Source organism: Paenibacillus sp. FSL H3-0469 (genome assembly GCF_038051945.1).
In the GTDB taxonomy this organism is placed as follows: Bacteria; Bacillota; Bacilli; order Paenibacillales; family Paenibacillaceae; genus Paenibacillus_AQ.
On sequence record NZ_CP150302.1, the window covers coordinates 1926057 to 1939082 of the forward strand.

Consider the following 13026-nt stretch of genomic DNA (forward strand, 5'->3'; position numbering starts at 1 on the left):
CTTGACACTGAGCCTGACAATGGGTTTTACAAGCGTGGACAACACCCTGGATTCACCTCCAGTTCCAATAATACAAGTTCTTATATTTTAACAAACCTACAAGCGCTTACACAGGTTTATTTCCAAGTTCTTTATGTCCATTTGTATGGAGTTTTGCTATTGCATCAACCCAGAAACAAAAACCAGCCACAACACGGAGCTGCCGTGGTGACTGGTTTTTAGTGAATAGTACTTATAGCACGGACCTGGCAGCAGAAATTCAAGCTCTGGTATACCCTTGCAATTGCAGCCACGAGGCACAAGCATCCGTCCATGTCTTGGTGTGCAGCTCATCAGGGGCTAAGCCCAGACCGTGTACACCGTGCGCATAGATATGCAGATCGAATGGAACCTTATGACGGCTAAGCCCTGCGGCGAACAGCAGGCTGTTCTCTACCGGGACGTAATCATCATCAGAGGTATGCCAGAGGAACGTTGGCGGCGTGTCCGGGGTTACCTGGAACTCGCTGCTAAGCTTAAGCGACAGTTCTGCATCGGGAACAGCTCCCAGCAGATTCTCCTTCGAGCCCTGATGGGTCACCCCCTCGGTCATCGAGATAACCGGGTAACATAGAATCAGGCGGTCAGGACGGCTGGACAGCCGCTCCAATGGCTCCGGGTGATCAGGATTGCCCAGATCATAAGCTACCCCGGCGGTAGAAGCCAGATGTCCACCCGCCGAGAAGCCCAGAATGCCGAGCCGGTCCGGGTCAATGCCGAATTCGTCCGCACGGAAGCGGATCGTACGCAGCGCCCGTTGCGCATCCTGGAGCGCACTCGGATATTGATAAGGCGCTACACGGTAACGCAGTACGAAGGCAGAGATGCCCAGTGTATTCAGCCACTCCGCAACCGGACCGCCTTCATGGTCGGCACGCATCGCATACCCGCCTCCCGGACAGACCAGAACAGCGGCATTCCCTTTGCCTTCAACTAAATAAGGTGTGATCGCAGGCTGATCCTCTTGACTGGTTCCCAGCGCTCCAGGCACCCCTTCAGGCCATAGCAACAACGTTTCCATTATCATCCCTCAAGCTTTCCTTCTATAATAGAATAGATAATAGAGGAAAAAAGTTCCTCAAGAGCCATTCTATCAAGCTCTTACAATTCATGCAATGCGGATATCACCAGATCCGCTGCCTTCAGCAGCTCCGGCCGGCCAATCCCGACCACGTACATGCCGGCCGCCTTCCCGGCGGCTACTCCGGCCTCTGCATCCTCGAACACCACACAGTCCTGCGGCCCCAGCCCCAGCTCCCTGCAGGCGGTCAGGAAAACCTCAGGGTCCGGCTTCGCCCGCGAGACCTTGTTGCCGTCTACTACCGTATCGAACAGCCCCGCGATACTCAGCTTATCCAGTATGAATTCTGCATTCTTACTCGCAGAGCCAAGGGCGATAGCCACGCCGCGTGCTCTCAGCGCATTCAGATAGGCTCTGACACCGGGCAGCAGCTCCGATTCGTCCAGTCTGGAGATATATTCTACATAGAGGCGGTTCTTCTTCTCCGCCATCGCGAGCTTCTCTCCTTCGCCGAAGCTCAGACCGCCAATCTGAAGCAGAATATCAAGCGACCGCATCCGGCTGACGCCCTTCAGCTGCTCGTTGTCCTCCTCAGTGAACGGGAAGCCAAGCTCACCGGCGAGCGAGCGCCAGGCCAGATAGTGATATTTCGCCGTGTCTACAATCACGCCATCCAGATCGAAGATAGCGCCCTTCATATGCTCCAGCATCATGTCATGCTCCTCTCTGATTGGACTAAAGACGCTAACTCCAGGATTGCACCGGGCGGGCACAGCACCGCCTCCCCGCCGAATCCGGCGAAGCTTACCGCTTCGCTGTTGCCCGGCGCGGCCGTAACCGTTATCTCTTCGCGGCCGATCCGCAGCCGGAAGCTGCCTCCGCGCAGAATCACTGGCAGCTCGACTGCGGTCCAGCCTTGCGGCAGGGCTGGCTGGAGCCCGGCGGTCTCTCCGTCAAAGCTGAGGCCGGCATAGCCAAGCACTGCCGCCATCCATGCGCCGCCGTTCGCCGCCGGATGCGTTCCGCCAATATAGAGATCGCCGACATACTGCTTCGACTCACCGGTAAGATCTACGGTGGCAGTGCGCATAAAATACGGATATCCCCAGTCCGGCAAGCCGATATCCGCTGCAGCCAGCGCGTAGATACACGCACTGAGGCTGGAGCCATGCTCGGTTCGCGGCTCATAGAATTCCCAATTGGCCTGCTTCACTTCCCTGCTGAACCGGCTCTTGAACAGATGTAACATCAGCACCACATCGGCCTGCTTCAGGATTCTTGTGGTTGCAGCCAGCCCATTGCCTCCGCCCCAGTACTCATTCGGGTGGATGACCCGTGCCTTCAGCTCAGCCAGAGATACATCCTCCAGTTGCAGATAACGGTCGAATTGTTCAATCACCAGTGTATCCGGGTCCGGCTGCGGAACATAGAGCTGTGCCAGCATTGCAGTGAATTCATCCAGGAACGGCCCGTCTGCATAAGATTCAGCAAGACCGTTATACACGGCAGAATATTTGTCCTGCAACCGCTCAGCTGTCTGCAAGGCAATCTTCAGTGTCTCTTGAACCATGGCGCTCGTAAATACGTTATTATTCACACGTTCATGGTATTCATCTGGTCCGGTAACATCCAGCAGCTCATAACGCCGCTTCACAGGATTATAGTAAGCATAGGAATAGAAGAAACGCGCACATTCCCAGATGACTTCCGCCCCGCCGTCCGCCAGGATGCTGTCATCTCCAGTGAAGGTCACGTATCGCCAAAGTCCATGCACGACATCTGCACTGATATGAATCTGCTTATCGCGGAAATAGGTCCGCATGGGCCGCCCTGTAAATACATCGTTCACATTGAACAGGGTGCAGGCATCATCCCCCGTATCCTGACTCTCCCAGGCATAAAAAGCGCCTAAATATCCATACTCCGCTGCCTTCCGCCGCGCACCATCCAGCGTGTGGATACGGTACATCATCAGATTGCGGGCAATCCCAGGATCACTGTGCAGGAAAAAGGGCAGCATGAACATCTCCGTATCCCAGAATACCGCCCCCTTATAGACCTGCCCGGACAGGCCGCGCGCCGGAATCGAGACCTTCTCCGACTTCATCGGTGCAATGATCAGCAGCTGATACATACTGTACCGCAGCGCGAACTGCGCCTCTTCATCGCCTTCAATGACACAATCACTGCGTGACCATCGCTCCGCCCACTTGCGCCGGTGCGCCTCCAGCAGCCCGGCGTATCCTGTAGCGGCCGCTGCCTGGAGGGTCTGCACCGCCCGCTCATCCGGCCCGCCTTCGGCAGGATAGCCTTTCACATCGAGCCCCGTGTACACGGCTGCATATTTGTACCATGTATAAGTCTCACCTGCCCTGGCTTCTATAGAAAGATGGCGCAGCGCGGTCCCTCCATCCAGCTCGATAACAGCGTCAACCCGCTTCGGCTGTTCAGCCGTACCTAACGCTATAAGCTCCGCTACCGCCACCGGCAGCCCCAGCTCACCGGTGCATGCGGTTGACAGCAGCACCCCTCCGGCCGAGCGGCTCTGCTGCTCCAGCAGATGGGGGCCGTTAATATCCCACACCGCGCCATCGATTCCAGTCGTAATCTCGATCCGGCAATCGGCGGTACAGTGCAGAGTCCATCTGGCGGCCAGCAGGTGTAGCTGGTCCATGCTGGCGAACCGCTCTGCGGTCAGGGTCACCCTTCCGCCTCCCGGGATGCCGAACATTGTCTCCCGCCGGTGAATAGCAGCACGGAGATCCAGGCTCTGTGCATGAGCCAGCGGTTCGGACTCCAGCACACTAAGTTTGCAGCCGTTGGCACTGACTACCGTATACAGTCCATTCGGGGTGTTCACCGGCTCTCGCCATTTGCCGCCCGTCTGGTCATACACTCCTGCTAGCGTAACCGCTGCAAGCTGCTCCTTCCCGAACTCCTCCAGCACTCCCCGGAAGCCCATGTAGCCATTGCCGATCATATATTTGTTGCCGTTCGCCGTAATCCGCCCGGGTTCAAAGCTATGCTCGCTTACCGTCCAGTCCATTACACACCCATCCCTTCAGCAAGCGGAAGCTCGATCCCTGCTTCATCCACGGTCACCCGCTGATCATAGATCAGCACCTCCGCACTTCCGCCATTGACTGCCCTGAAGGAAACCGACTCTGCATTTACCTTAATGCCCAGCAATACTCCCCTGCACATCACCTGGAAGCTGTAGGCATTCCACTGCTGCGGCAGCACCGGCCGGAAGGACAGGCAATCTCCATCCGAGCGCATACCGCCGAAGCCGTATACAATGTTCATCCAGGCTGCGGCGATCGATGTGGTATGCAGCCCTTCCCGGGTATTCCGGTTATAGTTGTCCAGATCCAGACGCGTAGCGAACTCGAAGAATTGGTATGCTTCCTCCGGCTTGCCGAGTTCACTGGCCAGAATCGAGTGAATGGACGGAGAGAGCGAGGACTCATGAATACATCTCGGTTCATAATATTCGTAATTCGCCAGCTTTGCCTCACGGGAGAATTGCCCGTTATACAGGAACAGGAACATCAGCACATCCGGCTGCTTGATCATATCGTAACGGTACAGGCGATCATATGACCAGTTGGCATAGAGCGGGAACTCGGACACCGGAATGGAGTGAATGTCGAGATGCGGCATATCGAAGAAGCCGTCATGCTCCTCGTAAATGCCGCTGCCGGGATCGAACGGGATTTTCATATGGGCACTCTTGTGGTCCCAGTCGGCCAATTCCTCCTCGCGGAGCGCAGTAGCCGTTATAACCGCCGCATAATCCTCCGGCGTCTCCGCCTTCATTAGGGCTACCGTTTCAAGCGTATATTCGAATAACTTCTGGGCCATCAGATTGATGTAACAGTTATTGTTAACCATCAGCTGGAATTCGTCCGGCCCCATCACGCCGAAATATCCGTATTCCCCGGTGCGTTGACCCCACTGGCCGCGGGATGCGTAGAAACGGCTGATCTGAATCAGCATCTCGGCGCCTTTGCTGTAGAGAAATTCCAGGTCGCCGGTGTTCTTCACATAATGCCAGATGCCGTAGGCGACCGCCGTCCCGACATGAAGCTGCAGATTGGAGTGCTGCCACAGGTCACAGCTCTCTGATCCGTCTATTGTGGCAATCGGATAAAAAGCCCCCGCGCAATCCACCTCCTGCCCGCGCTGCAGCGCCTCCGGCAACGTCTTGTAGCGGAATTCCAGCAGACTGCGGGCCGCCTTGGGATTATTAAACAGATAGAATGGCAGACAGTAGGACTCGGTATCCCAGAAGGCAAGCCCCCGGTAAGCTTCACCGGTCAACCCTTTGGCACCGATGTTGTACCCGGGATGATCTCCGTGATAGGTCTGATACAGCTGAAAAATACAAAAACGGATGCCCTGCTGATTCTCCGGGTCGCCCTCAATCCGGATATCGCTGGCGGCCCAGATGCTGCTCCAATAGTCGGTCTGGTCGGCAAGCACCTCTTCCTCCGCCAGCCGGTCCGCCGCTGCTGCAAGCTCCATGCCTTTTGTCCAGAGACAGTCTGCTGCCTCTGAAGCATCACTGCCTGTCACATTGACCACCAGCTTCGTGAAGGAGGCTGGCTCACCTTCAGCCAGCATAAGCGAGAATTGCCGCCCGATATAGCGGTCCTCTTCCACAAGCTCCGTATGCAGCGCCTGCGGAGACTTCAGGACAAAGCCCGAATACAGCTGATTCCCGGTTGTCAGCGTACGGGCCATAATGGCAGTCACCGTACCCTCCTCTCCGCTGCGCAACTCCCTCCACATGCTCTGGCCGTGTTCCTCATGAGCCATGCCGAAATCAAGCCCTGTGCGAATATCTACTGTACCGTTGAAATTAAGCGGCGTGAACGTGATTTGCTGCAACCCCAGATGGGACAGAGTCATACTTACCAGCCGCGTGAAGCAGAGCTTCAGCTTTTTCCCGTCCGCCAGCTCCCAGATGAATTCCCGTCTGTAGGTCCCGGTTCGGAAATCCAGTCTGCGGGTGTACTTGTCAATACGGGAATGAGCCAGATCCAGCGGTTCACCATCCACCGAGATCCGGGTATGCAGCCAATCTACCGCATTCACCATATACCGCAGCGACCGGATAATGCCCTTATAGTGGTTGCCAACCTCCATCTGCTCATTCAGCCCATTGAAATAGCTGCCCGGCAAAGAATCCCCGCTGTAGCCCTCGTCTGCATACCCCCGTACTCCCATATACTCATTGCCCAGTGAAAAAATCGATTCTGAAGTCCGGTTTCGTTCCGGATCAAAGCCCTCCTCAATAATTGCCCATGGATCGACCTTCAGATAGGGATCTGCTACTTTTGCCATAATTGAAACTCTCCTTCGCTATGTGATGCTTGGGTCTGCTCCTCCGCTCACAGCGGAAACAACGGACACTTTAGTTCCAGAGTATCTCTAACCCCGCGCAGGACCAAGGTCAGCACGTAAGCGAGTTATGTGCATTTGTACGGACATCATTAACATGCGGGAAAACCAAAAAAAGCCGCCCCCCCTAGAACTATCCAGAACAGGGGGGAGCTGCTATAATATCCTATAACACAGGTAAAGGAACTCTTTTCAAGGAAAAAACGTAACCAATCTCACACAAATGAAGTGAAAATTATCACAATGTTAAAAATTCGACACTTTTATGCGAAAATAATTACCCATAAAGAGGAATTCCAAGGTATAATTAATTTAAAATTTACTGAAAAACTGAGGGAATAAAGGGGATGTCGATTATGATAAAGGAACATTATAATGTTATCGAAGCCCGCGGCAATACAAACTGTTTCTCCGAACAGAACTTTAACCGCCTGTTGGTCACCATGAAGGAACGTGTAGTCCCTGAAGGATCACACCTGTTCTGGGAAGGCGATTTCTCGGATAAACTGTTTTATATCAAGCGTGGACGTGTGAAATTAACCAAATCTACAGACGAAGGCAAGGAACTGATTCTGTATATGTATCAGGCAGGCGACATGGTCGGTCAGGCTGACCCTTTCTTCAGCACGAAGCACAGCTTCACAGCCGAAGTCATTGAAGAGAGTGAAGTCGGCGTGATTGAACAGAAGGATCTGGAGATTCTGATCTGCCAGCACTGCGACTTCGCCATCGACTTCATGAAGTGGATGGGGATTCATCACCGTCTCACACAGACGAAATTCCGCGATCTGATGATGTACGGCAAACCGGGCGCACTCTGCTCCACACTAATCCGTCTTGGCAACACCTATGGTGAGAAGACGGGCGACAGCATTCTGATCAACAAAAAAATCACGCATACAGATCTGTCCAACATGATCGGCGCTACCCGTGAGAGCGTTAACCGCATGCTGAGTGATCTGCGTAAAAAAGATGCAGTGGAGTATGAGAACGGCATGATTGTCATCAAAGATCTGGCGATGCTTCAAGAAATCTGCCACTGCGAACTATGTCCCAATGAAATTTGCCGAATTTAATTTCCTATCAATAATACCCTCTATTCACCTCATTGAAACATATCTGACCCAATAAATTTAATAGAGTGGTCAAGGCGCCCTCTCCGGCGTCTTTTTTTCTATCCCCCCTATCAGTAAGCTATACCGACACGGGATCTTATGAAATCGCCAGCATCAATTTGACTATAAATGAATTCCGCTGTATCCGCTACAGATATTTCAGTACCACCTTGGGGCAGAATGTCTTGTCTTACACGATAGGTCCCTATGCGTTCTCCGTCCAGCAGAGCGGTTGGGCACACAATCGTCCATTTAAGAGTTGATCGCTCCAGCAAGCGGTATGCTCGTTCATGTTCTTCTGCGGCACGGGTTGACCTGCGTTTAGACTCACTGGATTGGTAACGGAGGAGATCTGGGGAGCTCTCACTTTGAAGAATGCCCGCAGTTCCTACGGTTATAATGCGCTCTATCCCTTCCTCATACATGGCTCCGATGATAAAAGGCATGCTGTCTGTAAGCGTGGTTGTCCCATCGGTGTTCAATGCACTAATCACTACATCATTTCCCTGCACTGCCCGGGCGACATCCTCTTGATTAAGCACATTACCTTGGAGGATCGTCAGGTTGGCATGGAGAGGCTGAACCTTCTCCGGCGTGCGGACCAGAGCAGTCACATGATGTCCATCCTGAAGAGCGTGGGTAACAATATGGCTTCCCACCCGGCCAGTGGCACCAAGAATCAATATATTCATATGAAAATAACCTCCTGAAGTGTATTATAGCAGGGATTGAGCGGCAAAAAAGCCCCGCAGCATGTAACAGCTGCGGGGCTTGGTACTGGAACTAGCTTGCTTTCTTAGTCTGAGGAGGAACAGATACTTTACGCGGAGTACGCACAGGTGAAATTAGCCAGTAAGCCATTCCGACAAAGACACCGCCGCCGATAATGTTGCCAAGCGTAACAGGAATCATGTTGTGAAACCAGCCGGCGATGCTCACTGTCTCTGGATGATTCGGCAGCAGCACAGCTACGCTGAGCAGCGTCATGTTCGCAACACTGTGTTCATAGCCGCTCGCGATGAAGGCGAACAGACACCACCAGATCAGGACCAGCTTCGCTGCTTCACTCTTGGCGCGGGAAGACATCCATAGCGCCAGGCAGACCAGCCAGTTACAGAGGATGCCGCGGAAGAACAGCTCCGAGAACGGAAGGCTCATCTTTTTGGCAGCCGCCGCGAAGATCAGATGCTCGGCAGGCGCTGCTTTGAAGAGGCCCGATCCCTGAATCAGCAGTGCCAGCACCACAGCACCGGCCACATTGCCGAGGAATACCAGGACCCAGTTCTTCACCGTGTCCCAGACTGTAGTTCTCCCGGCAAGCGTGCTTACCGTGAAGAACATATTATTACCTGTAAACAGCTCTGAGCCGGCGAATACAACCAAGGTCAAGGCAATCCCGAAGGAGGCTCCCATAATCAGCGGCTGGAACGGTGACTTGATCGCCGCCAGCGGTGCCCCCAGTGAGAAGATCAGAATAATACCAATACCCACATATGCTCCTGCCAGGAGGGCCGCCAAAAAATATTTGGGCAGGCTCTCATTCATTTTGTCGCGTTTCCCTACGGCTGTCTCTACGATATTCTCTACGCTCTGCGTAAACATATCCGCACCTGCTCTTCCTTTAATTTAGGTTTGCTACTGCCGCAGGCAGAGTGACCTTAACAACTCCGCCCTCTACTGTAACCGGATAGACTTCTGCCTGCCCACGGTCCGGTGCCTGAACCTCTCCCGTGCGAAGGTCGATCTTCCAGTCATGCAGCGGATCATATAAATAATAGCCTGATACGATTCCCTCCGCGAGCGGGCCGCCCTTCGGGTGGGGACTGTGGTTGCGGACCGCATAAATTGCGCCGTCCGATGTGCGGAATATCGCTAATTCGACTTCTCCTGCATGAACTACCCGGCCGATCTGCAGCATGAAATCTTCCACTGCGCCTATCGTGTATTCCCGATTGCTCCGTTCCATTATGCTCTCTCCCTCTCCCTTTAGACTATACCTGTGTCTCTTCGAACAGCGCGGTGCGGGTGTTTTTGTCATCCAGCATTTTCCGCCAAGGATCACTCACCTGGGCCAGGGCAAAGTCAATACGTGCCGCAAGCTCTTTACGGTTGTCGTCATTACCCATAACCACAGTCTGGATTTGCTCAAGACCCATACGCTCTACCCATTCGGAGGTTCTCTCCAGGTAATTGCCGGTCTCACGGTAGTACTGGATGACAGCGGAGCAGACCTCAACCAGTTCCTCGTCGGTCTTCACCTTGCAGAAGGCATCTGCGATGCGCGGCTTAATCCCGCCGTTGCCGCCGATGAACACTTCCCAGCCGCCGTCATTGCCGACAATCCCGATATCCTTCGTGCACGATTCTGCACAGTTACGCGGACAGCCGTTAACCGCCATCTTGAACTTGGCCGGCATATCCAGCCGTTCATATTTACGCTCAAGCATAGCGCCCATGCCCATGGAATCCTGTGTGCCGAAGCGGCAGAACTGCGAACCTACGCAAGTTTTTACCGTACGCAGCGACTTGGCATAACCATAGCCGGACGGCATATCCAGCTCCTCCCACACCTTAGGTACATCTTCTTTTTTGACACCGATCAGGTCAAGACGTTGTCCGCCCGTTACCTTCACAACCTTCACATCATACTTCAGGGACACATCGGCAATCCGCTTCAAATCCTCAGGAGTGGTCACACCGCCATACATCCGCGGTATAACTGTATAAGTTCCGTCCTTCTGAATATTGGCGCTCATCCGTTCATTGACGAACCGGGATTCCTTCTCGTCCTCATGAGTGTCAGGGTAGATCATCCCCAGATAATAGTTCACTGCCGGGCGGCATTTGGAACAGCCTTCTGCCTGCTTCCAGTCCAGGACATGCATAACTTCCTTAGTAGTCCGGAGGCCTTTAGCCGTAATCTCGGCTACGATCTCATCCCGGCTTAGCGAGGTGCAGCTGCAGATTCCCTGCTTGGCGCTCTGCTGGAAGCTGTCTCCGAGAACGAATTGCAGAATCTGCTCCACCACTGGCTTACAGCCGCCGCAGGAGCGGGTTGCACCCGTGCAGGCTTTGATCTCATCCACCGTAGTGAAGCCGTTCTCCGTAACAGCATCCACAATCGCTTTTTTGGTTACGCCGTTACAGCCGCAGACGATTTCTTCATCAGCCATCGCTTCAACGGACATCCCCTTCTTGGCTCCTCCTCCGCCGCAGCAGCTTGTGCCCATAACCTCATCATAGATTTCATCCGTCATCTCTGTGCTGTTTTTCACAAGCTTCTGCAGGCTGGCAGATTCCGTTACATCACCGAACAGAACGGCACCGACAATCACATTATCCTTAAGCAAAATCTTCTTGTAGGTTCGCTTCCATTCATCCTTGGCAGAAATAACGGTATGCTCCGGCGTTTCTGTGAATTCACCGGCGGAGAATACATCTACTCCGGAAATTTTGAGCTTGGTAGCTACAACTGAGCCTTCATAGCCCGGAGTCTGTACACCAGACAAATGCTTGGCGAGAACCATGCCCTGCTCAAATAGCGGTGCAACGAGTCCGTAGCAGGTTCCCCGGTGCTCTGTACATTCGCCGACAGAATACACATCTGCCATAGAAGTTTGCATATAATCGTCAACTACGATCCCGCGGTTAACGGTAATTCCGCTGTCCTTTGCAAGCTGGACATTCGGCTTAATTCCAACAGCCATCACTACAAACTCTGACGGCAGCACACTGCCATCACTGAAGCGTAGACCAGTAACCCGTTCTTCGCCGGTCAATTCAACTGTCTGCTTGCCCATGGCGAATTTCACACCTTGCCGTGTAAGCTCTGCCTGCAGCATTGAAGAAGCGGTACGGTCCAGCTGGCGCTCCATCAGATCCTCCAGCAGATGCACAACGGTAACATCCATGCCCAGATTGACCAGGCCTTTCGCAGCTTCAAGACCCAGCAGTCCTCCGCCGATAACAGCCGCCGTGCGGTACTGCTTCGCCGCTGCCAGCATCGCATCGCAGTCCGCGATATCGCGGAACCCGACTACCCCATCCTTAGTACTGCCGGGTACGGGTAGAATGAAAGAATTCGAGCCTGTTGCAATAATTGCTTTATCGTAAGGAACCGCCAGTCCATTATCGGTCAATATCAGTTTGTTCTGTTCATCGATCCGGGTAACCGTTGTGCTGGTATGCAGTGTAATATGATTATCTTCATACCACCCGAGATCGTTGAGGATGATGTCTTCAATCGTTTTGCTGCCTTCAAGTACATAGGACAACATAATCCGGTTATAGTTGGGATGCGGCTCACTGCCGAAGACCGAAATATCATAAGCGCCGCCCAGCTTCAGAATCTGCTCAATAGTGCCTACTCCCGCCATGCCATTCCCAATCAGCACTAACTTTTCTCTTTCCGCTGCCACTGGTAGACCCTCCTTCAGAAACTCTGATTTCTTCAATAACTTTACCTGATAGAGAAATTATACTGTCCCCCATTCCATGGCAAGTGTGACCACAGTCACACCTTATGTGAATTTTTTCACACAAGTGAATATGATTGCTCCGTTCTTATATAGGACAACTTCTGGCGTGAATCCAATAGGAATATTATTCAAAAAAACGGATACCCATGCAGTTTCGCACAGTTATCCGTTCACTTATTTCAGTACCAGAGAGATCTCCAGCTTGTCCTGCGGACTGAGCTTCATGTCCACTCCATTGCCGAGCAGCCCTTTATCGTTGACCTTCAGTCTCCATTCCTCGCTGCTGAGCGGGGTATAATCCATCACAGTAAGCACCGTCCGGTTATCTTCGGCAAGCCGGACCATACCGCTGTTCTTGAGCAGTCCCTTGACGGACATATCCTGCATAAAAGAAAGCACATGCGAATGTGTCAGCTCCGGCTGCTCGCTCCCCCCGTTCACCGTGACGATGACAGGCTGAAACATCTTTCCGGTTCCGGCAGGCCCTGCTGACATCGTAATGGCCGAACCCGGTTCCAGGGTCGTATTCAGCTCTTGAACCTTCTTGCCGTTTACCTGAATCTCCCAGCTCATATCCTGACCCAGGGAGACCTTATTTACTTCAAGAATATTAGGGCCATCCGCTGAAAATGTAACAACACCGCTCTTCTTGAACAGCTCTATTATTGAATTTCCAGGCACGTAAGCTTCGTTAAGCAATCTGGCCGAGCTTCCGGCCATTTCACTGTCACCCACCATGACTGAAAAGGTTAATCCCTGGCTTCCGTTACTGCTGCCGCCATTCCCTGATCCCAAGCCACAACCGCTTGCCGCGGTCAGCAAGAGCAGGCACAGCATTAAGCGCATCCATTTCGTGGACATTCCACGGCACCGCCTTCATATGTATTTTCCCGGACTCTTTAAGGATAACGCATAGAGGAAGGGTTCTCAAATCATTTCTGCCGGCAGAAAAAGTAAAAAGTCCCCG

At 53.2% G+C, this 13026-nt stretch carries 10 protein-coding genes; 1 reads left to right on the forward strand and 9 read right to left on the reverse strand.

The features are described 5' to 3' along the window. Positions 1-259: 259 nt before the first annotated feature. The 4 genes from NSS83_RS08595 to NSS83_RS08610 form a co-directional block, all read right to left on the reverse strand. Positions 260-1060 (reverse strand): alpha/beta hydrolase, encoded by an 801-nt coding sequence (locus NSS83_RS08595; RefSeq protein WP_341184824.1) that lies wholly within the window; start codon positions 1058-1060, stop codon positions 260-262. Between the two features lie 80 nt (positions 1061-1140). Beyond that, positions 1141-1770, reverse strand: a complete 630-nt coding sequence (gene pgmB, locus NSS83_RS08600; RefSeq protein ID WP_341185253.1) for a beta-phosphoglucomutase — start codon at positions 1768-1770, stop codon at positions 1141-1143. Next, on the reverse strand, positions 1770-4106 hold the full coding sequence (locus NSS83_RS08605) for a glycosyl hydrolase family 65 protein (protein ID WP_341184823.1): 2337 nt from the start codon (positions 4104-4106) through the stop codon (positions 1770-1772). The genes pgmB and NSS83_RS08605 overlap by 1 nt, the downstream gene beginning before the upstream one ends. Next, positions 4106-6409, reverse strand: coding sequence for a glycosyl hydrolase family 65 protein (locus NSS83_RS08610; RefSeq protein WP_341184822.1), 2304 nt, complete (start codon positions 6407-6409; stop codon positions 4106-4108). Before NSS83_RS08610 ends, NSS83_RS08605 begins: the two co-directional genes overlap by 1 nt. Positions 6410-6825: 416 nt before the next feature. Between NSS83_RS08610 and NSS83_RS08615 the strand changes: the two genes are divergently transcribed. Beyond that, a complete protein-coding gene (locus NSS83_RS08615) occupies positions 6826-7542 on the forward strand; it encodes a Crp/Fnr family transcriptional regulator (RefSeq protein ID WP_339314919.1) in 717 nt (238 codons plus the stop codon). Between the two features lie 110 nt (positions 7543-7652). Here NSS83_RS08615 and NSS83_RS08620 read toward each other — a convergent pair whose 3' ends face one another. From NSS83_RS08620 to NSS83_RS08640, 5 genes are all read right to left on the reverse strand, one after another. Beyond that, entirely contained in the window at positions 7653-8273 is a 621-nt protein-coding gene (locus tag NSS83_RS08620; RefSeq protein WP_341348042.1) for an SDR family oxidoreductase, read from the reverse strand. A gap of 91 nt (positions 8274-8364) precedes the next feature. After that, complete coding sequence (locus NSS83_RS08625; RefSeq protein WP_341184820.1) at positions 8365-9183, reverse strand: formate/nitrite transporter family protein; 819 nt, start codon at positions 9181-9183, stop codon at positions 8365-8367. 19 nt (positions 9184-9202) lie between these two features. After that, a complete protein-coding gene (gene nirD, locus NSS83_RS08630; protein ID WP_341348043.1) occupies positions 9203-9547 on the reverse strand; it encodes a nitrite reductase small subunit NirD in 345 nt (114 codons plus the stop codon). A gap of 25 nt (positions 9548-9572) precedes the next feature. Beyond that, positions 9573-11999: a nitrite reductase large subunit NirB gene (gene nirB, locus NSS83_RS08635; RefSeq protein ID WP_341348044.1), complete on the reverse strand. Its 2427-nt coding sequence runs from the start codon at positions 11997-11999 to the stop codon at positions 9573-9575. Between the two features lie 234 nt (positions 12000-12233). Then, on the reverse strand, positions 12234-12920 hold the full coding sequence (locus tag NSS83_RS08640) for a hypothetical protein (protein ID WP_341348045.1): 687 nt from the start codon (positions 12918-12920) through the stop codon (positions 12234-12236). Positions 12921-13026: the final 106 nt, after the last annotated feature.

Excerpts from the sequence above, each read along its gene's own strand:
- NSS83_RS08595 (WP_341184824.1), bottom strand. The coding sequence starts at position 1,060 with ATGGAAACGTTGTTGCTATGGCCTGAAGGGGTGCCTGGAGCGCTGGGA.
- pgmB (WP_341185253.1), bottom strand. The coding sequence starts at position 1,770 with ATGCTGGAGCATATGAAGGGCGCTATCTTCGATCTGGATGGCGTGATT.
- NSS83_RS08605 (WP_341184823.1), bottom strand. The coding sequence starts at position 4,106 with ATGGACTGGACGGTAAGCGAGCATAGCTTTGAACCCGGGCGGATTACG.
- NSS83_RS08610 (WP_341184822.1), bottom strand. The coding sequence starts at position 6,409 with ATGGCAAAAGTAGCAGATCCCTATCTGAAGGTCGATCCATGGGCAATT.
- NSS83_RS08620 (WP_341348042.1), bottom strand. The coding sequence starts at position 8,273 with ATGAATATATTGATTCTTGGTGCCACTGGCCGGGTGGGAAGCCATATT.
- NSS83_RS08625 (WP_341184820.1), bottom strand. The coding sequence starts at position 9,183 with ATGTTTACGCAGAGCGTAGAGAATATCGTAGAGACAGCCGTAGGGAAA.
- nirD (WP_341348043.1), bottom strand. The coding sequence starts at position 9,547 with ATGGAACGGAGCAATCGGGAATACACGATAGGCGCAGTGGAAGATTTC.
- NSS83_RS08640 (WP_341348045.1), bottom strand. The coding sequence starts at position 12,920 with ATGTCCACGAAATGGATGCGCTTAATGCTGTGCCTGCTCTTGCTGACC.